Consider the following 23,771-nt stretch of genomic DNA (forward strand, 5'->3'; position numbering starts at 1 on the left):
TTGGGTGCCGATGCTGCCCATCGCGCCCCGCCTTCGGGCATACTGTGGGCGGATACCCAGATCGGTCGTCGCCGGCCAGCCAAGGAGGCCCACGTGAGTCGTGCCCTGTTCGATGAGATGAGACGCCGCATGGAGCACTTCCGCCGCTCCGAGCAGAAGGTGGCGCGTTTCGTGCTGCGCAACCCCGAGGAAGTGATCCACATGCGCATCGTCGACCTGGCCACCGAGGCCAAGGTCAGCGAGCCCACCGTGGTGCGCTTCTGTCGGGCGCTGGGCTGCAACGGCTTCCAGGACTTCAAGCTGCGCCTGGCCCAGATGCTGGCCTCCGGCAGCCAGTTCGCCCAGTTCTCCATGAACGACAGCGACTCGGTGGCGGAATTCTCCCACAGCATCTTCGACTCCACCGTGGGCACCCTGCTCTCGGTGCGCGATCGCCTCGACAACGAGGCGCTGAGCAAGGCGATCAACGCCCTGGCCATGGCCAACCGCGTGGAGTTCTATGGCTTCGGCGCCTCCGGGGCGGTGGCCTTCGACGCCCAGCACAAGTTCTTCCGCCTGCAGATCTCCACCGCCGCCTACGCCGACCCGCATATGCAGAACATGTCGGCGGTGACCCTCAAGGAGGGCGACGTGGTGGTGGCCATCTCCCAGACCGGTCGCACCCGGGCGCTGGTGGCCAGCGTGCGCCTGGCCCGGGAGGCCGGCGCCACGGTGATCGGGCTCTGCCCCAGCGGCTCGCCGCTGGCCGAGGAGGTGACCCTGCCGCTCTACATCGATGTCCACGAGGACACCGAGATCTACACCCCCATGAGCTCGCGCATCGCCCACCTGGTGCTGGTCGACGTGCTCGCTGTGGGCGTGGCCAAGACCCGCGGCCCCAAGCTCGCCGAGCAGCTCAAGGCGGTGAAGAAGAGCCTCAACCCGCTGCGCTTCCCGGAGCAGGAAGGGAAGCTCTAGAACAAGGGGCGCCGGGGACAAGCCGAAGAGGAGGTCCTACGCAAGGGGTGAGAAGCACTGCTTCGAACGGGCTGGCCATGGATGGCCAGCACCGGTCCTGCAAGCGGCGCAGGATGCGAGAGCGAAGCAGGGCGTCGGTAGCGCCCAGGGAGGGGTTCACAGCGCCTCCTCGCAGGCTTGTCGACGGATCAGCCCCGGCTCTGAATGGGCCAGTATGCTAAGCTGTTCGCCCATTTTCCGAGCAGCGATGCCCTCCCCATGGACGACGTCACGGCGATCCTCGACCACCTGAATGCCGCCCAGCGCAAGGCGGTCAGCGCCCCCCAGGGCAACATGCTGGTGCTGGCCGGGGCCGGCTCCGGCAAGACCCGGGTGCTGGTCCACCGCATCGCCTGGCTGATGCAGGCCGAGGGGCTCTCGCCCTACGCCGTGCTCGCCGTGACCTTCACCAACAAGGCGGCCCGCGAGATGCGCACCCGCCTGGAGGCGCTGCTGGGCCTCTCGCTGCGCCACGTCTGGGTGGGCACCTTCCACTCCATCGCCCATCGCCTGCTGCGCACCCACTGGCAGGATGCCCGCCTGCCCCAGCACTTCCAGATCATCGACGCCGACGACCAGCTGCGCCTGGTCAAGCGCCTGATCAAGGAGAACGACGTCGACGACGAGCGCTTCCCGCCGCGCCAGGTGCAGTCGTTCATCTCCGGCTGCAAGGAGGAGGGGCTGCGGCCCCACCAGGTGGACGTCCATGGCGACGCCTACCTGGGCCAGATGGTCGAGCTCTACGAGCGCTACCAGCTCACCTGCGAGCGCGGCGGCCTGGTGGACTTCGGCGAGCTGCTGCTCAGGAGCCTCGAGCTGCTGCGCGACAACCCCGCCCTGCTGGCCCACTACCAGGAGCGCTTCGCCCACGTGCTGGTGGACGAGTTCCAGGACACCAACACCCTGCAGTACGCCTGGCTCAAGCTGCTCACCGGGATGACCACGCCGATGACCGTGGTGGGTGACGACGACCAGTCGATCTACGGCTGGCGCGGCGCCCGGGTCGAGAACATCCGCCGCTTCGAGCGCGAGTTCTCCGCCACCAGGACGGTGCGCCTGGAGCAGAACTACCGCTCCACCAGCGCCATCCTCGAGGCCGCCAACGCCCTGATCCGCCACAACGCCGAGCGCATGGGCAAGGAGCTGTGGACCGCCGGCGAGCGCGGCGAGCCGATCTCGGTATACTCGGGCTTCAACGACCTCGATGAGGCGCGCTTCATCGTCGACACCCTGCGCGAGCGGGTCGAGGAAGGCGTCCGGCGCCGTGACATCGCCATCCTCTACCGCTCCAACGCCCAGTCCCGGGTGATCGAGGAGACCCTGATCCGCCAGGGGGTGCCCTACCGCATCTACGGCGGCCACCGCTTCTACGAGCGCCTGGAGATCAAGAACGCCCTGGCCTACCTGCGCCTGCTGCTCAACCGCGACGACGACGCCTCCCTGGAGCGGGTGATCAATGTTCCGGCCCGCGGCATCGGCACCCGCACCGTGGAGCAGCTGCGCGGCCGCGCCCGCGAGCAGGGCGTCTCGCTGTGGCAGGCGCTCCACGACGGCGTCCGGGAGGGCACCCTCAAGGGCCGCGCCGCCACCGCCCTGCAGGCCTTCGCCGACCTGATCGATGCCCTGGACAACGACACCGCCGGGCTCGCCCTGCACGAGATCATCGACCACGTCATCGAGCGCACCGGGCTGGTGGAGCACCATCGCAACGAGCGCGGCGAAAAGGGCCAGGCGCGGGTCGAGAACCTCGAGGAGCTGGTCACCGCGGCGAAGGCCTTCACCCAGGGCGAGTCCTTCGACCCGCCCGAGGCCGGCGAGGGCGCGGCGGCACTCGAGGCCTTCCTCTCCGAGGCGGCGCTCAACGCCGGCGAGCACGAGGCCGACGAGTTCGAGGACAGCGTGCAGTTGATGACCCTGCACTCCGCCAAGGGGCTGGAGTTCCCGGTGGTGTTCATCGCCGGGGTGGAGGAGGGGCTCTTCCCCCACCGCATGTCGGCGGAGGAGCCCGGACGCCTCGAGGAGGAGCGCCGGCTCTGCTATGTCGGCCTGACCCGGGCGATGCACAAGCTCTACCTGACCCATGCCGAGATCCGGCGCCTGCACGGCAAGGAGACCTTCCAGCGCCCCTCGCGCTTCCTGCGCGAGATCCCCGAGGAGTTCCTGGAGGAGGTGCGCCTGCGTGGCCAGATCAGCCGGCCGGTCACCGCCTCGCGCCCCGTCGGGCTGCGCCAGCAGGCGGTCGAGGGCGGCGACGACCTGCCCTCGCTTTCCCTGGGGCAGCGGGTCAGCCATCCGGTGTTCGGCGAGGGGGTGATCCTCAACGCCGAGGGCGAGGGGGCCCGGGCGCGGGTGCAGGTCAGCTTCGAGGGTGAGGGCGACAAGTGGCTGGTGCTGGGCTTCGCCAAGCTGACTCCGCTGTGAGCGGCGCTGCCGTTGACCTTGACGTCAACGGCAGTCACTTGGCGCCTTGGGCGCCTTGACGCATACTGCCAGGCGGACACCGCCGTGCCTGGCGCGCGGCGCCCTCATAATAATCCGCACGGAGCCATGCCCGCATGCAACGCCGCAACTTCATCAAGACCCTGGGTGCCGGCGCCGCCGGCGTCGTCGCCGCCCCCTTCGTCTCCACCGCCAAGGCCCAGGAGACCATCACCTGGAACATGGTCACCTCCTGGCCCAAGAACTTCCCGGCGCTGGGTACCGGCGCCAACCACCTGGCCGAGCTGATCGAGACCCTCTCCGGCGGGCGCATGCGCGTGCGCGTGCATGGCGCCGGCGAGCTGGTGCCGCCGCTGGAGGTGTTCGATGCCGTGGGCGCCGGCACCGCCGAGATGGGCCACTCCGCCTCCTACTACTGGCGCGGCAAGGTGGCCGCGTCGCAGTTCTTCACCGCCGTGCCCTTCGGCATGAACACCCAGGAGACCAACGCCTGGCTCTACCATGGCGGCGGCCAGGAGCTGTGGGACGAGGTCTACGCCCCCCATAACCTCAAGCCCTTCCCGGTGGGCAATACCACCACCCAGCCCGGCGGCTGGTTCAAGAGGGAGATCAACTCCCTGGAGGACCTGCAGGGTCTCAAGCTGCGCCTGCCGGGCCTGGCCGGCGAGGCGATGAACCGCATCGGCGTCACCACCGTCAACATGCCGGGCTCGGAGATCTTCACCTCCATGCAGACCGGCGTGCTCGACGCCGCCGACTGGGTCAGCCCCTACAACGACCTGGCCTTCGGCCTGCATCAGGTGGCCGACTACTACTACACCTCGGCCTGGAACGAGCCCAGCGCCATCCTCGAGGGTACGGTCAACCTGGATGCCTGGAAGGCCCTGCCGGACGACCTCAAGGCGGTGGTCACCCAGGCGGCGCGGGCGGCCAACCTGGCGATGATCAGCGAGTTCACCTATCGCAACGCCCAGGCCCTGGAGACCCTGGTCGAGGAGCATGGGGTCGAGCTGCGCACCTTCCCCGAGGACGTGATGAAGGCGCTCTACGAGGCCTCCCAGGAGGTGATCGCCGAGCAGGTGGAGCGCGACCCGGAGTCGAAGAAGGTCTACGACTCCTACGTCGCCTTCCAGAAGCTTGTGCGTCCCTCCAACGACGCCGGCGAGTTCGCCTACCTCAAGGCGCGCGAGGCCGTGGGGGCCTGATTCCCGCGCTCCCCGCCACGCAACGAGGGCGCCGCTTGGCGCCCTCGTTGCATCCGGGGGAACGCCTGGCCTACTCTGCGGGGTGGACGGCGCGGATGCGCCCCTTGTCGTCCATGGCCACCATCACGAAGCGCGCCTCGGTGACCTTGTGCAGCTCGCCCGGGTGGCGCTCCTGGGGCTGGCGGATCCACACCTCGACATCGATGCGCAGCGAGCTGTGGCCGACCTCCACCAGGCGGGTGAAGATGTTGACCATGGCGCCCACCCGCACCGGGCAGAGGAAGTCCATCGCCTCGATGGCCACGGTGGCGGTGCGTCCCCGGGCCTCGCGCCCGGCGGCCAGCTCGGCGGCCTGGTCCATATGGGCGACCAGCCAGCCGCCGGCGATGTCGCCGTGAAGGTTAGTGTCCTGGCGGCTGGCCAGCAGCTTGAGGGTCAGCTCGCCGCGCGGGCGGGGGCTGTCGTCGAGGTCTGTCATGAAGGTGTCATCATCCTGGCTTGTTATTGGGGGCGAGACCGCGGCCCATGGTAAACCCGGGAGGGGCCGCCCTCCAGCCCGAGGGTGGCGTATCATGGGCCTCGAACGGTACGGGACGGAGACGCAACGGTGAGGATCGGCAAGGGCGTGACCCGGCGTGGCCGGGTGCTGCTGCTGGGCATGATACTGGCGCTGGCGGCGGCCCGGCTGCCGGCGGACGAGGTGGTGGGCACCCTGGACGCGGTAGGCTCCGACACTCTGGCGGGGCTGATGCTGCGCTGGGGGGAGCGGCTCGCCGAGCGTCATCCCGGGGTGCGCCTGCAGCTCCAGGCCAGTGGGTCCGCCAGCGCCCCCGCGGCGCTCACCGCCGGCACCACGCTGCTGGGGCCGATGTCGCGGCCGATGAGCGCCGCCGAGCGCGAGGCCTTCGTCGCGCGACACGGCTACCCGCCGGTGGAGCTGGAGATCGCCCGGGATGCCCTGGCCGTGATCGTGCATCGCCACAACCCCTTGGAAACCCTCAGCCGCCGCGAGCTGGATGCCATCTTCTCCGAGTCGCGCCGCTGCGGTGCCGAGCGCCCCATCGAGCGCTGGAGCCAGCTCGGGGTGACGCTGCCCGGGGACCGCATCGTGCTGCACGGCCGCAACGTCGCCTCCGGCACCCATGACCTCTTCCGGCTGCGGGCGCTGTGCGGTGGCAGCTACCGGGTGCGCCTCAACGAGCACCCGGGCTCGGCAGCGGTGGTGGCCGCGGTCGCCGCGGAGCCCTCGGCCATCGGCTTCGCCGGGCTCAACCACCTGACCGCCGGGGTCAAGGCGCTGCGTCGCCGCGATGCCGGCGGCGAGGCGGCCGCGCCGACCCCCGCGGCGGTGCGTGACGGCAGCTACTCGCTGTCGCGCTCCCTCTATCTCTACGTGCACCTGCCCCCCGGCGGGACCCTGCCGGCCCCGGAGCGCGCCTTCCTCGAGCTGGTGTTCTCGCCGGCGGGCCAGGCGGTGGTCGAGGCACAGGGCTTCGTGACCCTCGCGCCGGCGCGCCTGGCCGAGCAGCGGGCCTGGCTGGCCGCGCTGCCGACGGCGGAGTGAGCTGTCACCTCATTGTCATGCCAGTGTCGTAATGTGATGGTCTACCCCTCTCCCTCCAGCCCGTGAGTGGCCATGACTGACCCACGCCAACTGCGACGCCGCCGTCTCCGCGACCGCCTGGCGACCCTGCTGATCACCGCAGGGGGCGTCGGCGTGGTGGTCTCGGTGCTGGCCATCGGCGTCTTCCTGGCCTGGGAGGTGGTGCCGCTGTTCCTGGGCGAAGGTGCCCTGGCGCCCGCCGAGCTGTGGCAGCCCCAGCCGGTGGAGGGGTACGCCGAGCCCCAGCACCGCTGGCGCCCCGAACCCCTCGTCGCCGGGGATGCGGTGCACTACGGCATGGCGCCGCTGGCCTGGGGCACCCTCAAGGCGGCGCTCTGGGCGCTGCTCTTCGCGGTGCCCCTGGCGCTCGGCGCCGCCATCCACTCCGCGCTCTACATGCCGCGGCGGCTGCGTGCCCGCCTCAAGCCGACCCTCGAGCTGATGGAGGCCCTGCCGGGGGTGGTGATCGGCTTCGTCGCCGGCCTGGTGCTGGCGCCCTGGGTGGAGCGTCATCTCGCCGGCGCCCTGGCCTTGGTGGTGACCCTGCCGCTGGGCGCGGTGGCTGCCGGCGGGCTCCGGGCGCTGCTGCCCGCCTTCCTGCGCGCGCGGCTCTCCCCGGGCTGGGCGGGGCTGTGGCTCGCGCCCTGGCTGCTGCTGGTGGGGAGCCTGACCCTGTGGCTGGCCCCCGCCCTCGAGGCGGGCTTGCCGGGGGGCGACCTGCGCGGCTGGCTCGAGGCGACCTGGGGGCTGGATGTCGCCTCGCGCAACGCCCTGATTGTCGGCCTGGCCATGGGCTTCGCGGTGATCCCGGGCATCTACGCCCTGGCCGAGGATGCGCTCTCCGGCGTGCCCGCGAGCCTCGGCGAGGGCGCCCTGGCGCTGGGCGCCACCCGCTGGCAGACGCTGTGGCGGGTGGTGCTGCCAGCGGCCGGGCCCGGGATCTTCAGCGCGGTGATGATCGGTGCCGGCCGGGCGGTGGGTGAGACCATGATCGTGCTGATGGCCAGCGGCAACACGGCGCTGATGAGCCTGAGTCCCCTGGAGGGGCTGCGCTCGCTGTCGGCCACCATCGCCATCGAACTGCCCGAGGCCGCCGTCGGCGCGACCCATTACCGCCTGCTGTTCCTGGCGGCGCTGCTGCTGTTCGCCTTCACCTTCCTGGTCAACACCCTGGCGGAGGTGGTGCGTACCCGGCTGCGGCGCCGCTATCGCCGCCTGGAGGGCAGCGCATGAGGCCCTTCCTGACCCGCCGTCGCGGCGAGGGCCCCTGGCCCTGGCTCGCCGCCGGCAGCGTGGCGCTGTCGCTCTCGATGCTGGCGGGGCTGCTGCTGCTGCTGGCGGTGGGCGGCCTGGGCCACTTCTGGCCCGCCGAGGTGAGCGAGGTCACCCCCCGGGAGGGGGCGCCCTTCGCCGGTATCCCGGTGCGCGAGGAGCGGGTGGTGGGCAGCGAGCGCCGGGAGCGACTCTACTTCACCGGCAACCTCGACCTCGATGGCGAGCGCTGGCGCTGGATACCCCTGGACGCCATCGCGGCGCTGGAGGCGCCCCCCGAGCTGGTGGTGCTGGAGCGCCGCCGCTGGGGGGACTTCCTGGGCCACCTGGTGGCGCTGGAGGACGGCGGACGGCGCCACGCCGGCGCCGCCGCCTGGCCGGCGCTCGAGGAGCGCCTGGCGACCCTCGAGACCCTGCGCGACGAGCGCGACCACCTGCGTGACGCCGTGGTGGCGCCCCTGGTGCGTCGCCTGGAGCAGGGGGGCGACCCCGCGGCTGCCGCCGAGCTGGCGCGGGCCAACGCGCGGATCCGCGAGCTCCAGACGGCCATGCAGGGCGCCACCCTGGTGCTCGAGAGCGTCGACGGCCGGCGCCTCGAGCAGCCGCTCGCCGAGGTGCTGCGCGCCTGGCGCCCCAACGCCATGTCGCCGCCGCAGAAGCTCGCCGCCTGGGGCCGGGGCGTGTGGCGCTTCCTCTCCGAGGGGCCGCGGGCCGCCAACAGCGCCGGCGGCGTGTGGCCGGCGATCTTCGGTACCGTGATGATGGTGCTGCTGATGTCGGTGGTGGTCACCCCCTTCGGGGTGCTGGCCGGCATCTACCTCAACGAGGTGGCGCGCCAGGGGCCCTTCACCCGCCTGGTGCGCATCGGGGTGCGCAACCTCGCCGGGGTGCCCTCCATCGTCTACGGGGTGTTCGGGCTGGGGGTCTTCGTGCATGGCATCGGTGGCTCGCTGGATGCCTGGTTCTTCGCCGATTCGCTGCCGTCGCCCACCTTCGGCACCGGCGGCCTGCTGTGGGCCTCGCTGACCCTGGCCCTGCTGACCCTGCCGGTGGTGATCGTGGCCACCGAGGAGGGGCTGGCCCGGGTGCCCGAGCACCAGCGCGAGGGGGCCCTGGCGCTGGGTGCCACGCGCATGGAGATGCTCACCCGGGTGGTGCTGCCGATGACCGTGCCGGCCATGCTCACCGGGCTGATCCTGGCCGTGGCGCGGGCCGCCGGCGAGGTGGCCCCGCTGATGCTGGTGGGGGTGGCCAAGCTGGCGCCCCAGGTGCCGGTGGACGGCGAATTCCCCTTCCTGCATCTTGAACGCAAGTTCATGCATCTGGGCTACCACATCTACGACACCGCCTTCCATGGCGATGACGTCCAGGCCGCGATGCCGTTGGTCTACGCCACGGCGCTGCTGCTGGTGCTGGTGATCCTGGTGCTTAACCTGACTGCAATATTCCTGCGCCATCATCTCAGGGCGCGTCATGGGGTGGCGTCGCGCGCCTAGCGCCGGCCACCGGGAGAGAGCCTTGGAGTCCGTCTTCACCTCGTCGCCCGCCACGGCGGGCGGCCCGATCATCGACTTCGCCGCCGACGAGAGCTGCCTGGCGATCGAGGGGCTGAGCCTCGCCTACGGCGAGACCCCGGCGCTGCGCGATCTCACCCTGCGGGTGCCCCGGCATCGGGTGACGGCCTTCATCGGTCCCTCGGGCTGCGGCAAGTCGACCCTGCTGCGCGCCCTCAACCGGCTCCACGACCTCAACGAGGAGGTGGTGCGCCGCGGCGAGATCCGCCTGGAGGGGCAGGATATCCACGCCCCTGAGGTGGACGTGGCGGAGCTGCGCCGGCGGGTGGGCATGGTGTTCCAGGCGCCCAACCCCTTCCCGATGTCGATCTACGACAACGTCGCCTTCGGCCTGCGCCTGCAGGGTGGCCTGCGCAAGCGCCGCATCGACGACACCGTGGAGTGGGCGCTGCAGTCGGCGGCGCTGTGGGAGGAGGTCAAGGATCGACTGAGGGCCTCGGCCTGGACCCTCTCCGGCGGCCAGCAGCAGCGCCTGGTGATCGCCCGCACCCTGGCGGTGGGGCCCGAGGTGCTGCTGCTCGACGAGCCGGCCTCGGCGCTGGACCCGATCTCGACGCTGAAGATCGAGGAGCTGATCCGCAACCTCAAGTCGCGGCTCAGCCTGGTGCTCGTCACCCACAACATGCAGCAGGCGGCGCGGGTCTCCGACTACACCGCCTTCCTGCAGCGGGGCGAACTGGTGGAGTACGGCCCCACCCAGACCCTGTTCACCAATCCGCGCCTCGCGCGTACCGAGAACTACATCACCGGGCGCATGACCTGAGTGGTCCGGCCCCAAGGAGAGTCCCATGGACATCAGCAGCGATATCCACAGCCAGCACATCTCGCGGCAGTTCAACCAGGAGCTCGAGGAGCTCAAGACCCACCTGATGGCGATGGGGGGCCTGGTGGAGAAGCAGGTCCAGGATGCCGTGGCCGCCCTGCTCGAGGGCGACTCGGCGTTGGGCCGCCAGGTGGTAGACAACGACCGCGCGGTCAACGACATGCAGATCAAGATCGACGCGGAGTGCACCCAGGTGCTGGCGCGTCGCCAACCCACCGCCTCCGACCTGCGCCTGGTGCTGGCGGTGATCCGTGCCGCCTCCGACCTGGAGCGCATCGGCGACGAGGCGAGCAAGATCGCCCGCAACGCCTGCGAGCTGATCGATGGCGACAACGGCAGCCGCGGCTTCGTCGAGGTGCGCATGATCAGCGAGCACGTGCGCCGCATGGTGCGCGACGCCCTCACCTCCTTCGCCCGCTTCGACACCGAGCTGGCGCTTAAGCTGGTGCATGAGGACGAGGAGGTCGACAACGAGTACCAGAGCGCCATGCGCTCGCTGATGACCTTCATGATGGAGGACGCCCGCTCGATCTCGCCGGTGCTCAGCCTGATGTGGATCCTGCGCGCCCTGGAGCGCATCGGCGACCACGCCAACAACCTGGCCGAGTACGTGGTCTACCTGGTCAAGGGCATGGACATCCGCCACACCGATCCCGACGACCTCGACGCCGAGGCGATCGCCCGCAAGGGTTGACCGCGGCGGGCGATTGATCGTCAATGTGGCCGGCCATCGCCTCCCGCGGTGGCCGGCCTGTTTCGTTTCCGCCTGTCGCAAGGACACACCATGCTCGATGCCTTCACGGCCCTGGCCCGGGGGACCCGCCTGGTCTACGGTGCCGGCCTGCGCCGCTATGTCTTCGTTCCCATCGCCATCAACCTGCTGGTCTATGCCGCCATGCTCGGCTACGTGCTGACCAACTTCGGCGGCTGGCTGGACCACTGGATGGGCATGGTGCCCGGCTGGCTCGCCTGGCTGGAGTGGCTGATCTGGCCGCTGTTCGTGCTCAGCCTGGTGCTGGCGGTGTTCTTCACCTTCACCCTGGTGACCCACCTGATCGCCGCGCCCTTCTACGGCTTCCTGGCCGAGAAGGTGGAGATCGCCGCCACCGGCCGCCCCCCCCTGGACGACCGCGGCCTGGCGAAGACGGCGGTGGACGCCCTGGGGCGCGAGATGGTCAAGCTCGCCTACATCCTGCCGCGCATGGCGGTGCTGTTCGTGATCAGCTGGATCCCGGTGGTCAACCTGGTCGCCCCGCTGCTGTGGGCGCTGTTCTCGGCGTGGATGATGGCGATCACCTACCTCGACTACCCCATGGACAACAACAAGGTGAGCTTTGCCGACATGCGTCGGCGGCTGAAGGCGCGCTGGTGGCCGACGCTCACCTACGGCGGCGGGGTGACCCTGATCACCTGGATCCCGCTGGCCAACCTCTTCCTGCTGCCCGGGGCGGTGGCCGCCGGGGTGCTGATGTGGGACGGCCACTACCGGAACCTGCCGGCAAGGCGCTGACTCGCCTCAGCCGGCCGTGGCCTCGGTGAGGCGCGCGGCCGGGAAGAGGCCGCGGAAGGTGGCGCCCTGGCGGGGGCGGGAGTCGATCTCGAGCCTGGCGTCGTGGCGCAGCAGCACGTGCTTGACGATGGCCAGCCCCAGGCCGGTGCCGCCGGTGGCGGCGCTGCGCCCCTTGTCGACCCGGTAGAAGCGCTCGGTGAGGCGCGGGAGGTGCACCGGGTCGATGCCCTCGCCGTCGTCGATCACCTCCAGGCAGGCGCCGTGCTCCGCGGCGGGGCGCCAGCTCAGGGTGATATGGCTGCCCTCGGGGGTGTAGCGCACGGCGTTGAAGGCGAGGTTGGAGAGGGCACTGCGGATCTCCTGCTCGCTGCCCACCAGGGCGCGGGGCTCCCTGAGTTCCACGGCGATGACATGGCGACCGCCGGAGAGCGCCTCGGCGTCGCGCCGTACCGCCTCCAGCAGCGCCGCCATGTCCAGGGCGGCATGGTCGGCACCGCCGCGGTCGATCTCCAGCCGCGAGAGCAGCAGCAGGTCCGCCACCAGGTTCTGCATGCGGGTGGTCTGCTCCTGCATGCTGGCCAGGCCCCGGGCGAGGCGTGGCGGCATCAGCTCGGCCTGGTCGGCGTAGGTCTCCAGGTAGCCCGACAGCACGGTGAGCGGGGTGCGCAGCTCGTGGGAGACGTTGGCCACGAAGTCGCGGCGCATCTCCTCCAGGCGGTGCAGGCGGGTGATGTCGCGGGCCATCAGCAGCCGCTCGTCGTCGCCGTAGAGGGTGATCTGGAACTGCAGCACCCTGCGCTCGTCGATGGGCGAGGCCAGGGTGAGAGGCTCGCGGTAGTCGCGGCGATGGAAGTAGTCGACGAAGCGCGGGTCGCGCAGCAGGTTGGTGATGTGGTGGCCGCGGTCCAGCGCCGGCTTGAGGCCCAGCATCTGTTCCGCGGCGCTGTTCCACCACTCCAGGTCGCCGTGGCGGTCGAGCATCACCACGCTGTCGCGCATCGCCTCGGAGGACTCCTGGATGCGCCGCAGGGTGTCGAGCAGGCGCTTCTGGGTCAGGCGCTGCCCCTTCTGGTAGCGGTAGAGGCGATCCATCAGGTCGCCCCACAGCCCGGCGGCGGCCGGCGGCTCGGACTGGCTGTCGTGGGTGATCCAGCGGTGCAGGGCGCGCAGCTGGTAGAGGTGGTAGCCGAGGCAGAGCGCCAGCCCCAGGGCCAGGCCGGCGCCGGGGGCGCCCAGCGGCCAGCCGGTCAGCAGGCCCAGGCCGGCCAGCAGGACCAGGCGCCACAGCTCGCGTCGCCAGAGCCTCACGTCAGCCCTTGGCGGAGAACCGGTAGCCGGTGCCGCGCACCGTCTGGACCAGGTGCTGGTGGCGCTCGCCCAGCGCCTTGCGCAGGCGGCGGATATGCACGTCGACGGTGCGCTCCTCGACGTAGACGTTGCCGCCCCACACCTGGTCGAGCAGCTGGCTGCGGGTGTAGGCGCGCTCCTGGTGGGTCATGAAGAACTGCAGCAGGCGGTACTCGGTGGGCCCCATCTCCAGCCCCCGGCCGTCGGCGCTGACCCGGTGGCTGACCGGGTCGAGCACTAGCCCCTCGACCTCCACCGGGTCCTCGACGCCGCGCGGGGTGGTGCGCCGCAGCACCGCCTTGAGCCGGGCCACCAGCTCGCGGGGGGAGAAGGGCTTGGTGATGTAGTCGTCGGCGCCGGCCTCGAGCCCTTGGATCTTGTTGTCCTCCTCGCCCTTGGCGGTGAGCAGGATGATCGGCAGCTCGGCGGTGGTCTCCTCGCGCTTGAGGCGGCGCGCCAGCTCGATGCCGCTGGTGCCGGGCATCATCCAGTCGAGCAGCAGCAGGTCGGGCTGGTGATCCACCACCATGGCGTGGGCGGTCTGGGCGTTGTCCGCCTCGAGCACGCGATAGTCGGCCATCTCCAGCGCCACCGCGATCATCTCGCGGATCGGCGCCTCATCATCGACGATCAGTACGGTCTTGGCGGTCATCCGGTAGCCTCGGGTCCAGGGCGATTCGATGACGATCTCACCACGCCATTATGACACTGGCGTGACAGGGGCGCTCGGCCACAGGCTCAGGGCGACGCCGGCGAACACCAGCAGGCCCGACCAGTAGTTGTTGAGGAAGGCGCGGAAGCAGGGCTCGCGCTCGCGCTCGCGGATCAGGTGGTGCTGCCACACGAAGGTGGCGGCCATGCCGGCCAGGCCCAGCCAGAAGAAGCCGCCCAGCGCCAGGCGGGTGCCGGCCCAGGCCAGCAGCGCCAGGGTGACCAGCTGCAGCAGGCCGATCATGAAGCGGTCGGCGCCACCGAACAGCACCGCGGTGGACTTGATGCCGATCCTGAGGTCGTCGTCGCGGTCGACCATGGCGTACTCGGTGTCGTAGGCCACGGTCCAGGTGACGTTGGCGGCGAACAGCAGCCACGCCTCCAGGGGCACCCGGCCCAGCACGGCGCCGAAGGCCATGGGGATGGCCCAGGAGAAGGCGGCGCCGAGGAACAGCTGGGGCAGGTGGGTGTAGCGCTTCATGAAGGGGTAGATGAAGGCCAGGATCACCCCGCCGATGGAGAGCAGCACCGTGAACAGGTTGGTGAACAGCACCAGCACGAAGGCCGCCGCCACCAGCAGGGCGAACAGCACCTGGGCCTCGCCCTCGCTGATGCGCCCGGTGGCCAGCGGCCGGTCCCGGGTGCGCTTGACGTGGCCGTCGAGGTGGCGGTCGGCGTAGTCGTTGACCACGCAGCCGGCGGCCCGCATCAGGTAGACCCCGCCCAGGAAGATCAGCAGCAGGCGGCGTTCCGGCAGGCCCTGGGCGGCCACCCACAGCGCCCACAGGGTGGGCCACATCAGCAGCCAGGTGCCGATGGGGCGGTCGAGGCGCGTCAGGCGCAGGAAGTCGGGGAGCCGGGCCAGGCCCGTGGGGCGCATCAGGGTGCGGTCCATCTCTACCTCGCGGCGGGTGTGGGGTGGGGGATGCGCGGACGGGGCGGTGCCGGCGCCCCTGAGCATCGGGAACCCCAGAGCCTAGCGCGAAGGCAGGCCGAGGTCATCCGCCATGGCGTCGAGGAACCACTCCTGCACCAGCACTTGGAAGCCGCCATGGCGGAACACCGAGCGGCGCCCCCAGGGCCCGCGGGCGGGGTGGAAGCCGGCGGGGTCCTCGGTCGCCTCGATCGTGCCGCGCTCGAGGTCGGGCTGGCGGAACAGCCAGGCCCCCAGGGAGCGCTCGCCGAGGCGCTCGAGCTCGTGGTCGGGCAGCCCCTCCAGCGGCGCCACCGAGCGCGCCGCCACCCAGGGGGCCTCCCCCAGGCAGAGCGCCACCTCGCGCAGCCACGCCTGGCGTCCCGGCGGCAGCCCCAGGGCCTGGGCCTCGTCGCGGCGTGGGGTGGCGATGCGCTGGTCGAGCAGCTGTACCCGGAAGGGGCGCGGCCGCCCCGCCTCGGTGAGGCGCAGGGTGAGGGAGTCCCGCGCGCCGACCCAGCGTCGCCAGGCGGGACTCATGGCGGGATAGGCGGCGGCAAGCGGCCGCCAGCGCGGCGGGGCGGAGGGGTGAGGGGCTGACACCGTGGACTCCCTGTCCATCCTGAGGGGCGCCTAGTGTACCATGCGCCCCATTCCCTTCCCGACGAGGAGTCCCATGAGCGCTGCGCCCCTGACCATCCTCGGCAGCGGCATGGCGGGCCTCGGCCTGCTGCGCCAGCTGCGCGCCCTCGACGCCGAGCGACCGGTGACCCTGATCACCGCGGACGGCGGCGACGACTACTCGAAGCCCCTGCTCTCCACCGGCTTCGCCAAGGGCCTGGCGCCTGAGCGGCTGGCGGCCCGCGACGCCCTGGCGGTGGCCGACTCCCTCGACGCCGTGGTGCGCACCCATACCCGGGTCGAGGCGATCGATCCCGAGCGCCGCACCCTGCGCATCGGCGAGGAGCGGCTGCCCTTCGGGGAGCTGGTGTTGGCCACCGGGGCGGCGCCGGTATCGCCCTTCGGGGTGCCCGAGGCGCTGGCCGGCCGGGTGATGGCGGTCAACGACCTCGACGACTACCGCGCCTTCCACGCCGCCGTGGCGGCCCTGGGGCGGCCGGCGCGGGTGGCGATCATCGGCGCCGGGCTGGTGGGCTGCGAGTTCGCCAACGACCTGGTCGCCGGCGGCCACCGGGTCAGCCTGATCGCGCCGGAAGCCGCGCCGCTGCCGCGTCTGCTGCCCGAGCCCCTGGGGCGGGCCCTCGCCGAGGCCTTCGCCGAGGCTGGCGTGGCGCTGCGCCTGGGCGTGGGGGTCGCGGGCCTCGAGGCCGAGGGCAGCGAGGCGCGGGTACGGCTCGAGGGTGGCGAGGGCGTGGCGGCCGACCTGGTGCTGCTGGCCACCGGCCTGGCGCCGCGCACCGCGCTGGCCGAGGCGGCCGGGCTGGCGGCGAGCGCCGCCGGTATCCACGTCGACCGCACCCTGGCCACCTCGGCCCCGGGTATCTTCGCCCTGGGCGATGTGGCCTGCGTCGAGGGGGTCAACGCCATGTACGTGCAGCCGCTCCAGGCCTCCGCCCGCGCCCTGGCGCGCACCCTCGCCGGCAGCCCCACGCCGGTGCGCTACGGCGCCTGGCCGGTGCTGGTCAAGACGCCGCTGCTGCCGGTGGTGGCGCTGCCGCCGAGGCGTGAACCGGCACGCTGGCGCATCGAGGGCGAGGCGGGGGATCTCACCGCCCTGGCCGAGGCCGAGGACGGACGTTTGATCGGATTTGCGTTGACAGGCGCCTGCGTGCGTCGGAAAGTCGAACTGGCGCGGGCCGCGCCGGCGTTGCTAGGCTAGGTGCCTGTCGCAGCCGGCGCTGCGACGGGCTTTCCCGAACGTGGCGGCGCGTCCGCCAGCTTGCCCACGACGCCGTTCCCCCGTCGCTCGGTGCATTTCCGGGCGAACGGTGAGCGCCGTTTCCATGACAACAACACCCCGACGCCGGCGTCGGGACTCGAGTCAACACCAGGAGGGTTACATGCGTAAGCCAGAACTCGCGGCGGCGATCGCCGAGCGCGCCGATCTATCCAAGGACAAGGCGAGCCAGGTGCTCAACGTGATTCTCGACGAGATCACCGGCAGCGTCTCCCAGGGGCAGGATGTCAGCCTGGTCGGCTTCGGCACCTTCACCGTGCGCGAGCGTGCCGCACGCACCGGCAAGAACCCCCAGACCGGCCAGCCGCTGACCATCCCGGCCAGCAAGACCGTGGCCTTCAAGGCGGGCAAGGGCCTCAAGGACGCCGTCGCCAAGTGACCCCGGGCCGCCCGGCGCCGCCTCGGTGCCGGGCCGCCTCGCTTCCACCCTCCAGGGATCCGGTGGTGATGACATGAAGCTGAAACTGATGCTCTGGGTGCTGGGCTGGCTGCTGCAGCGCGCCCGACGCCGCAATCCCCGCTTCCGTGAGCTGCTGGCCGAGACCCGTGGCCTCGACTGGGGGGTGGCCACCGAGGATCTCGCCATCGCCCGCCACTATCGCATGTCGCCCCGCGGCATCGAGCACGGCCGCGGCCTGCCCGTGGACCTCGACCTGGAGCTGCGCTTCGCGGATGCGGCCAGCGCCCTGGCGATCCTGCGCAGGCCCACCCAGCAGGCCTTCCTTGAGGGCATGATGGAAGGCCGTGTGCGCCTGGTGGGCGACAGCGCCGACCTCGAGCGGCTGCAGAAGCTGCTGCGCCACCTCTGAGCCCGCCCCGCTCGCCATGACCCCCGCCCTGGTCCTGCGCCGCTTCTGGACCCTGGAGCCCGCCGCCTATAGCCTGCGCGTCTTCCTTGCCCTGGCCGCCATCACCCTGGTGTGCTGGTGGCGCGGCGACATGGCGAGCCTGATCCCGCTGTTCCTGGGCGCCATCGCCAGCGCCCTGGCCGAGACCGACGACGACTGGCCGGGCCGGCTGGCCGCCCTGCTGGTGACCCTGGCCTGCTTCGCCGCCGCCGCCCTGACGGTGGAGCTGCTCTTCGCGCATCCCTGGCCCTTCGCCGCGGCCCTGGCGCTCGCCGCCTTCGCCCTGACCATGCTGGGCGCGGTGGGCCAGCGCTACGCCACCATCGCCAACGCCACCCTGATCCTCGCCATCTACACCATGATCAGCCTCGAGCAGCGCGGCACCCCGGCGCTGGCCGAGCTGTGGCGCGAGCCGGCGCTGCTGGTGGCCGGGGCCGCCGGCTACGGGGCGATCTCGGTGGCTTGGTGCGCGCTCTTCTCGCGCCAGCCCCTCCAGTTGGCGCTGGCCCGGGTGTTCCGCGAGCTGGCCCGCTACCTGGCGCTCAAGGCGGCGCTGTTCGAGCCGGTGCGCGACCTCGATGTGGCCAGGCGGCGCCTGGCCCTGGCCCAGCAGAACGGTGAGGTGGTGGCGGCCCTCAACGAGGCCAAGGAGCGGCTCTTCCGCCGCCTGGAGGGGACCCGCGAGTCGCCGCGCCTGGCGCGCTACCTGCGCCTCTACTTCATCGCCCAGGAGATCCACGAGCGGGCTAGCTCCTCCCACTCCCCCTACGCCGAGCTGGCGCAGGCCTACTTCCACCATGACGTGCTGTTCCGGGTGCAGCGGGTGCTGACGGCCCAGGGCGAGGCGTGCCGCACCCTGGCCCGGGGGCTGCTGCTCAAGCGCCCCTTCGACCTCGCCCCCAGCGAGGCGGCGCTGGCCGACCTCGAGGCCTCCCTGGCCCGGCTGCGCGAGGGCGCCGAGGGCAAGCGCGCCGCGCTGCTGCCGGCGCTGACGGCGGTGGCCGACAACCTGGCGACCCTGGAGCAGGGCCTGGCCGGGGCGCGCCACCCCGAGCTCGACGCCGCCAGCGACACCGCCCTGCACGATCGCACCCCGCGGGGGCCCGCCGAGGTCGCCGAGCGGCTGCGGGCCCAGCTGACGCCGCGCTCGCCGGTGTTCCGTCATGCCGTGCGGCTCGCCGTCACCCTGCTGACGGGCTACGGCCTGCTGCACCTGATCCATCCCACCCAGGGCTACTGGATCCTGCTCACCAGCCTGTTCGTCTGCCGCCCCAGCTTCGGTGCCACCCGGCGCTTCCTGTGGCAGCGCATCCTGGGCACGGTGGTGGGACTGGTGGTGGGCTGGGCGCTGATCAGCCTGTTCCCCTCGCCGGCGCTCCAGGCGGCGATCGCGGTGGCCGCCGGGGTCGGCTTCTTCGCCCTGCGCGGGCGCCACTACACCCTGGCCACGGCGGCGATCACCCTGATGGTGCTGAGCTGCTTCAACCAGGTGGGGGACGGCTTCGGACTGATCTGGCCGCGCTTCCTCGACACCCTGCTGGGCGCCGGCATCGCCGGGGTGGCGGTGCTGGCGATCCTGCCCGACTGGCAGGGGCGAGGGCTGCATCGCCAGGCCGCCGAGGCGCTCACCGCCAGCCGCGACTACCTGGCGGCGCTGCTCGAGCAGTACGCCCGCGGCCGGCGCGACGACCTCGCCTATCGCCTGGCGCGACGCAACGCCCACAACGCCGATGCGGAGCTCGCCGCGCTGCTCGCCAACGCCCGCCAGGAGCCCGGCCCCTTCCGTCGCGACGCCGAGCGCGGGCTACCCTTCCAGCTCCACGCCCATACCCTGCTCAACTACCTCTCGGCGCTGGGTGCCCACCGCGGCGAGGAGGGCGGCGTGACGCCAGGGGAACGGGTGGCGGGACAGGCGATCCTGGCCGAGCTCGACGCCCTGGCCGAGGCGCTACGCGGGCGTCGGCCGCCGGCAGACAGCGCGCCGCCGGCGCTCGGCGAGGGACGGGATGAGGGTCCTGGGGAGCGCTTCCTGGGCGCCCAGCTGGCGCTGATCGCCGGCCAGCTGACCCCGCTGCGCGAGGCCGCCACCCGGCTTGTCGACGACACTCCCTGAGCGGGAGACCGTCACACCTGCCCGTAGCGCCCGGCCTCCTCGCCCAGCCAGCGGCGGATCAGCGGGCGGCTGGCCTCGGGGTGGCTGGCCATCAGCGCCTCGGCCAGGGGGGCGACGCGGTCGAGCAGGTCGGCGTCGCGCTCCAGGTCGGCGATCTTCATCTGCGCCAGCCCCGTCTGGCGGGTGCCCAGCACCTCGCCGGGGCCGCGCAGCTCCAGGTCCTTCTCGGCGATGCGGAAGCCGTCGCTGGTCTCGCGCATCACCGCCAGGCGCTCCCGGGAGTGGGCGGAGAGCGGCGGATGGTAGAGCAGCACGCAGAAGCTGGCGGTGGCGCCCCGCCCGACCCGGCCGCGCAGCTGGTGCAGCTGGGAGAGCCCCAGCCGCTCGGGGTTCTCGATGATCATCAGGCTGGCGTTGGGCACGTCGACCCCCACCTCGATCACCGTGGTGGCCACCAGCAGGTCGAGCTCGCCGGCCTTGAAGGCGTCCATCACCGTGGCCTTCTCGGCGGCCTTCATGCGCCCGTGGACCAGGCCGATGGCGAGCTCCGGCAGCGCCTCGACGAGCTCGTCCCGGGTCGCCTCGGCGGCCTGGCACTCCAGCGCCTCGGACTCCTCGATCAGGGTGCAGACCCAGTAGGCCTGGCGCCCCGCGGCGCAGGCGTGGCGGATGCGTGCCACCACCTCGGGACGGCGTTCGTCGGGCATCGCCACCGTTCTCACCGGGGTGCGCCCCGGGGGCAGCTCGTCGATCACCGAGACGTCGAGGTCGGCGTAGGCGCTCATCGCCAGGGTGCGCGGGATGGGGGTGGCGGTCATCACCAGCTGGTGGGGGGTGAGGCCGCCGGCCTCGCCCTTCTCGCGCAGGGCCAGGCGCTGGTGCACCCCGAAGCGGTGCTGCTCGTCGACGATGGCCAGCCCCAGGCGCTGGAAGTGCACGTCGCCCTGGAACAGCGCATGGGTGCCCACCACCATGCGCGCGCGGCCGTCCTGGATGGCGGCCTTGGTGTCCAGCCGCGCCTTGCCCTTGAGCTTGCCGGAGAGCCAGGCCACCTCGATGCCCAGCGGCGCGAACCAGGCGCGGAAGGCGCGGTAGTGCTGCTCGGCGAGGAGCTCGGTGGGCGCCATCATCGCCGCCTGGCAGTCGCCGGCGATGGCAGCGAGCGCCGCCATGGCGGCCACCACCGTCTTGCCGGAGCCGACGTCGCCCTGCACCAGGCGCAGCATGGGCACCTCGCGGGCCAGGTCGGCGGCGATCTCGTCGAGCACCCGGCGCTGCGCGGCGGTCAGCGAGAAGGGCAGCTGGGTCAGGAAGCGCGCCTGCAGGCCGCGCCCCGAGGGCAGCGCCGGGGCGCCGTCCTGCTGGATCTGCAGGCGCACCGCCTGCAGGCTGAGACGGTGGGCGAGCAGCTCCTCCAGCGCCAGGCGGCGGGTGGCGGGGTGGCGGCCGCCGGCGAGCTGCTCGGGGTCGACCTCCGGCGGCGGCTGGTGGAGCACATGCAGGCAGTGGTGCAGCTCGGGCAGGCGGAAGCGGCTGCGCAGGTCCTCGCTGATCCAGTCGGGCAGCGCCTCGGGGTGGGCGTCGAGCAGGGCCAGGGCCTGCTCGATCAGCGCCCGCAGTCGGGTCTGGTGCAGCCCCTCGGTGGTGGGGTAGATGGGGGTGAGGTGGTCCTCCACCGGCGGGGCATCGGCCCGGAGCAGGCGATACTCGGGGTGGTAGATCTCGAGCCCGGTGGCGCCGGCGCGGGCCTCGCCGAAGCCGCGCACCCAGCCGCCGGGCTGGAACTGCTGCTGCTGGGCCGGCGAGAAGTGGAAGAAGCGCAGGCTGAGGATGCCGCTGCCGTCCTTGAGGCGCACCAGCAGGCTGCGCCGCCGGCCGCGCACCACCTCGGCGGCCACCACCTCGCCCTCCACCACCGCCTCGTGGCCGGCGCGCAGGGTGCCGATGGGGGTGATGCGGGTGCGGTCCTGGTAGCGCAGGGGGAGGTGGAAGAGCAGGTCGGCGACGGTGGCGATGCGCAGCCGGGCCAGTTTCGCCGCCAGCGCCTCGCCGACGCCCTTGAGCGAGTCGACCGGGGCGTCGAGCGCGTTCATGCCGGGGCGAGGTCCGCCTGGTGGCAGCGGGCGACCGCCTCGGTGATGGCGTCTATCGCCTTGGGCCGCGGGAAGCTGGCGCGCCAGGCGATGGCCACGGTGCGCCGCGGCGCCGGGTCGGCGAAGGGCACGCTGGCCAGCAGGCCGCTCTCGTAGTGGCCGGTGCCGATGGCCGAGCGCGGCAGCACGGTGATGCCCAGCTTGGAGGCCACCATGTGGCGGATGGTCTCCAGCGACCCGCCCTCGGCGGTGAGAGTGTTGTGGGGGCTGGCCAGCTTCTGGCTGATCGCCGGGCAGGCCTCGAGGATCTGGTCGCGGAAGCAGTGCCCCTCGCCCAGCAGCAGCAGGCGCTCCTGGAGCAGCTCCTCCTTGTGCACGCAGTCGCGGCCCGCCCAGGGGTGGTCGGCCGGCACCAGCACCTCGAAGGCCTCCTCGTAGAGCGGCTTGGTGAGCACATCGGTCTCGGTGAAGGGCAGCGCGACGATGATGGCGTCGAGCTCGCCGCTCCTCAGCTTGCGGCGCAGGTTGCCGGTGAAGCCCTCCTCGATGTAGAGCGGCATCTGCGGGGCAGAGCGGGCAAGCTCCGGCACCAGATGGGGGAAGAGATAGGGGCCGATGGTGTAGATGGCGCCGATGCGCAGGGGGCTCGCCAGCTGGTCGCGTCCCGCGGTGGCCAGCTCCTTGATCACGCTGGTCTGCTCCAGCACCCGCTGGGCCTGCTCGACGATCTTCTCGCCCAGCGGCGTGACCTGGACCGTGGACTTGGAGCGCTCGAACAGCGGCACGCCGAGCTCTTCCTCGAGCTTCTTCACCGCCACCGACAGGGTCGGCTGGGAGACGAAGCAGCGCTCGGCGGCACGACCAAAGTGGCGCTCCTGGGCCAGTGTCACGATGTAGCGGAGTTCTGTTAGAGTCATTCTGGTTGCCGTGCAGGCATCCTCTTGAAATTCCAATAGGGACTTTTTATCAGGGGGCAGGGAAAAGGTGAAGACGACGACACTGATTCTGGGCTGCGGCGACATCGGCACGGTCCTTGGCCGGCGCCTGCAGGAGGCGGGCCAGCGGGTCATCGGCGCCCGCCGCAAGGTTGAGGCGCTGGCGGAGAGCGGCCTGGAGGCCGCCGCCGTGGACCTCACCGACCCGGCCAGCCTGGCGGCGCTGCCCGACGCCGACATCCTGGTCTACGTGGCCAGCGCCGACCGCTTCGAGGAGGCGGCCTACCGCGCCGCCTATCCCGAGGGCCTGACCGCCGCCCTGGCCGAGTTCGGCGGCCGCGAGGCGCCGCCGCGCCACGTCTTCTTCGTCTCCTCCACCAGCGTCTACGCCCAGCGCGACGGCGAGACGGTGGACGAGGCGAGCCCCACCGAGCCCACCGGCTTCTCGGGCCAGCTGATGTGCGAGGCGGAGCGGGCGCTGCTCGACCACCCCCTGCCCGGCACCGTGGTGCGCTTCTCGGGGATCTACGGCCCCGGCCGCGACCGCCTGATCCGCCAGGTGGGCGAGGGGCGCATCGCCCCGCCTAGCCCCGCCATGTACACCAACCGCATCCATCGCGACGACTGCGCCGGGGTGCTCGCCCACCTGATCGGCCGGGTGCTGGAGGGCGAGGGCGTCGACGAGCTCTACCTGGCCACCGACTGCGAGCCGGCGCCGCTCCACGACGTCATGGCCTGGCTGGCCATGCAGTTGAAGGTGGAGGCCACCGAGACCATCCAGTCGCCGCTGCGCCGCCGCGCCAGCAAGCGCTGCAGCAATGCCCGGCTGCTGGAGAGCGGCTACCAGTTCCGCTATCCGACCTTCCGCGAGGGCTACGCCCAGGTGCTGCGCGAGGGCGGCTTCCTGCCGGAGAAGGCCTGACGGCACCGATGCCCGTCGCTCAGGACGAGCGCGCCACCACCTCGTAGCGGGGCCCGTCCTGCAGGGTGAAGGAGCGCAGCAGCGTCAGGCGCCGCCAGCGCCAGGCGAGGTTGACCGGCGGCAGCGCCTCGATGGACAGGCGCGCCGCCCGGCGCAGCAGGGTGACGTGAGGCACGAAGCGCGTCGGTCGCCCGCCGTGGCCGAGGGCCTCCAGCCCGTTCCACAGCCGCGCCTGCAGCGCATCGAGCGCCGGGTCGGGCGTACCGCCCCCGACCCAGACGATCCCCGGCCGTCGGAAGGTCCCCCAGCGATCCAGGCGCCACTCGCCCCCTGCGGGCGACTCGCCTTGCAGCCACTCGACCAGCGCCTCGACGCGTGATGTCTCCACCTCGCCGAGGAAGGCCAGGGTCAGGTGGAGGCTCTCGTCGGGCACCCGCCGCCCGCCGCAGCGGGCGTGCGCGCTATCGGCCAGCGCCCCCAGCCGCGCGCGCAGCGCGTCGGGCGGCTCCAGGGCAAGAAACAGTCTCAAGTCGATTGTCCAGCACTTCA

The 23,771-nt window shown here is 71.9% G+C and carries 22 protein-coding genes; 14 read left to right on the forward strand and 8 right to left on the reverse strand.

Annotated features, from left to right (window positions below; genetic code table 11):
- Window positions 1-93 precede the first annotated feature (93 nt).
- The 3 genes from hexR to BLP95_RS10325 all read left to right on the forward strand — a co-directional run bounded on the left by hexR (window position 94) and on the right by BLP95_RS10325 (window position 4,640).
- On the forward strand, window positions 94-957 hold the full coding sequence (hexR, locus tag BLP95_RS10315) for a transcriptional regulator HexR (RefSeq protein ID WP_023006417.1): 864 nt from the start codon (window positions 94-96) through the stop codon (window positions 955-957).
- A gap of 258 nt (window positions 958-1,215) precedes the next feature.
- The gene (gene uvrD / locus BLP95_RS10320; protein WP_089678927.1) at window positions 1,216-3,417 is read left to right on the forward strand and encodes a DNA helicase II; all 2,202 of its coding nucleotides are present in this window, start codon (window positions 1,216-1,218) and stop codon (window positions 3,415-3,417) included.
- A gap of 134 nt (window positions 3,418-3,551) precedes the next feature.
- A complete protein-coding gene (locus tag BLP95_RS10325; protein ID WP_089678930.1) occupies window positions 3,552-4,640 on the forward strand; it encodes a TRAP transporter substrate-binding protein in 1,089 nt (362 codons plus the stop codon).
- A 70-nt stretch (window positions 4,641-4,710) separates the two neighbouring features.
- On the opposite strand, the gene BLP95_RS10330 is transcribed toward BLP95_RS10325, so the two are convergent.
- Window positions 4,711-5,118, reverse strand: coding sequence for an acyl-CoA thioesterase (locus tag BLP95_RS10330; RefSeq protein ID WP_023006422.1), 408 nt, complete (start codon window positions 5,116-5,118; stop codon window positions 4,711-4,713).
- Between the two features lie 129 nt (window positions 5,119-5,247).
- On the opposite strand from BLP95_RS10330, the gene BLP95_RS10335 reads away from it, so the two are divergent.
- The 6 genes from BLP95_RS10335 to cysZ all read left to right on the forward strand — a co-directional run bounded on the left by BLP95_RS10335 (window position 5,248) and on the right by cysZ (window position 11,422).
- Window positions 5,248-6,204 carry a PstS family phosphate ABC transporter substrate-binding protein gene (locus BLP95_RS10335; protein WP_342670387.1) on the forward strand — a complete coding sequence of 319 codons (957 nt, stop codon included), beginning with the start codon at window positions 5,248-5,250 and terminating at the stop codon, window positions 6,202-6,204.
- Window positions 6,205-6,276: 72 nt separating this feature from the next.
- Entirely contained in the window at window positions 6,277-7,476 is a 1,200-nt protein-coding gene (locus tag BLP95_RS10340) for an ABC transporter permease subunit (RefSeq protein ID WP_089678933.1), read from the forward strand.
- Window positions 7,473-9,011: a phosphate ABC transporter permease PstA gene (gene pstA / locus BLP95_RS10345; RefSeq protein ID WP_023006425.1), complete on the forward strand. Its 1,539-nt coding sequence runs from the start codon at window positions 7,473-7,475 to the stop codon at window positions 9,009-9,011. Before BLP95_RS10340 ends, pstA begins: the two co-directional genes overlap by 4 nt.
- Before the next feature lie 67 nt (window positions 9,012-9,078).
- A complete protein-coding gene (pstB, locus tag BLP95_RS10350) occupies window positions 9,079-9,852 on the forward strand; it encodes a phosphate ABC transporter ATP-binding protein PstB (RefSeq protein ID WP_235048520.1) in 774 nt (257 codons plus the stop codon).
- A gap of 25 nt (window positions 9,853-9,877) precedes the next feature.
- A complete protein-coding gene (gene phoU / locus BLP95_RS10355; RefSeq protein WP_089678935.1) occupies window positions 9,878-10,606 on the forward strand; it encodes a phosphate signaling complex protein PhoU in 729 nt (242 codons plus the stop codon).
- 90 nt (window positions 10,607-10,696) lie between these two features.
- Window positions 10,697-11,422 carry a sulfate transporter CysZ gene (gene cysZ / locus BLP95_RS10360; RefSeq protein WP_089678938.1) on the forward strand — a complete coding sequence of 242 codons (726 nt, stop codon included), beginning with the start codon at window positions 10,697-10,699 and terminating at the stop codon, window positions 11,420-11,422.
- Between the two features lie 6 nt (window positions 11,423-11,428).
- Here the strand turns inward: cysZ and phoR are convergent, their stop codons facing one another.
- The 4 genes from phoR to BLP95_RS10380 all read right to left on the reverse strand — a co-directional run bounded on the left by phoR (window position 11,429) and on the right by BLP95_RS10380 (window position 15,014).
- Window positions 11,429-12,730, reverse strand: coding sequence for a phosphate regulon sensor histidine kinase PhoR (phoR, locus tag BLP95_RS10365; protein ID WP_089678941.1), 1,302 nt, complete (start codon window positions 12,728-12,730; stop codon window positions 11,429-11,431).
- 1 nt (window position 12,731) lies between these two features.
- Window positions 12,732-13,421 carry a phosphate regulon transcriptional regulator PhoB gene (gene phoB / locus BLP95_RS10370; RefSeq protein ID WP_023006430.1) on the reverse strand — a complete coding sequence of 230 codons (690 nt, stop codon included), beginning with the start codon at window positions 13,419-13,421 and terminating at the stop codon, window positions 12,732-12,734.
- Window positions 13,422-13,469: 48 nt separating this feature from the next.
- On the reverse strand, window positions 13,470-14,375 hold the full coding sequence (ubiA, locus tag BLP95_RS10375; protein ID WP_089678944.1) for a 4-hydroxybenzoate octaprenyltransferase: 906 nt from the start codon (window positions 14,373-14,375) through the stop codon (window positions 13,470-13,472).
- A gap of 81 nt (window positions 14,376-14,456) precedes the next feature.
- The gene (locus tag BLP95_RS10380) at window positions 14,457-15,014 is read right to left on the reverse strand and encodes a chorismate--pyruvate lyase family protein (protein WP_425402556.1); all 558 of its coding nucleotides are present in this window, start codon (window positions 15,012-15,014) and stop codon (window positions 14,457-14,459) included.
- Between the two features lie 55 nt (window positions 15,015-15,069).
- Here BLP95_RS10380 and BLP95_RS10385 point away from each other — a divergent pair, with 55 nt between their 5' ends.
- The 4 genes from BLP95_RS10385 (at window position 15,070) to yccS (ending at window position 19,272) form a co-directional block, all read left to right on the forward strand.
- The gene (locus BLP95_RS10385) at window positions 15,070-16,233 is read left to right on the forward strand and encodes an FAD-dependent oxidoreductase (protein WP_089678948.1); all 1,164 of its coding nucleotides are present in this window, start codon (window positions 15,070-15,072) and stop codon (window positions 16,231-16,233) included.
- Between the two features lie 181 nt (window positions 16,234-16,414).
- On the forward strand, window positions 16,415-16,690 hold the full coding sequence (locus BLP95_RS10390; RefSeq protein WP_023006134.1) for an HU family DNA-binding protein: 276 nt from the start codon (window positions 16,415-16,417) through the stop codon (window positions 16,688-16,690).
- A 73-nt stretch (window positions 16,691-16,763) separates the two neighbouring features.
- A complete protein-coding gene (locus tag BLP95_RS10395) occupies window positions 16,764-17,120 on the forward strand; it encodes a hypothetical protein (RefSeq protein WP_089678951.1) in 357 nt (118 codons plus the stop codon).
- Window positions 17,121-17,136: 16 nt separating this feature from the next.
- Entirely contained in the window at window positions 17,137-19,272 is a 2,136-nt protein-coding gene (gene yccS / locus BLP95_RS10400) for a YccS family putative transporter (protein ID WP_089678953.1), read from the forward strand.
- A gap of 11 nt (window positions 19,273-19,283) precedes the next feature.
- On the opposite strand, the gene recG is transcribed toward yccS, so the two are convergent.
- Window positions 19,284-21,365: an ATP-dependent DNA helicase RecG gene (recG, locus tag BLP95_RS10405; protein WP_089678956.1), complete on the reverse strand. Its 2,082-nt coding sequence runs from the start codon at window positions 21,363-21,365 to the stop codon at window positions 19,284-19,286.
- A complete protein-coding gene (locus tag BLP95_RS10410) occupies window positions 21,362-22,282 on the reverse strand; it encodes a hydrogen peroxide-inducible genes activator (protein WP_031218207.1) in 921 nt (306 codons plus the stop codon). The genes recG and BLP95_RS10410 overlap by 4 nt, the downstream gene beginning before the upstream one ends.
- Before the next feature lie 67 nt (window positions 22,283-22,349).
- On the opposite strand from BLP95_RS10410, the gene BLP95_RS10415 reads away from it, so the two are divergent.
- The gene (locus BLP95_RS10415; RefSeq protein WP_089678959.1) at window positions 22,350-23,222 is read left to right on the forward strand and encodes an SDR family oxidoreductase; all 873 of its coding nucleotides are present in this window, start codon (window positions 22,350-22,352) and stop codon (window positions 23,220-23,222) included.
- A 19-nt stretch (window positions 23,223-23,241) separates the two neighbouring features.
- Here BLP95_RS10415 and thpR read toward each other — a convergent pair whose 3' ends face one another.
- Window positions 23,242-23,751, reverse strand: a complete 510-nt coding sequence (gene thpR / locus BLP95_RS10420) for an RNA 2',3'-cyclic phosphodiesterase (RefSeq protein WP_089678962.1) — start codon at window positions 23,749-23,751, stop codon at window positions 23,242-23,244.
- Window positions 23,752-23,771: the final 20 nt, after the last annotated feature.

It is taken from the genome of Halomonas shengliensis (genome assembly GCF_900104135.1).
Taxonomy (GTDB): domain Bacteria; phylum Pseudomonadota; class Gammaproteobacteria; order Pseudomonadales; family Halomonadaceae; genus Halomonas; species Halomonas shengliensis.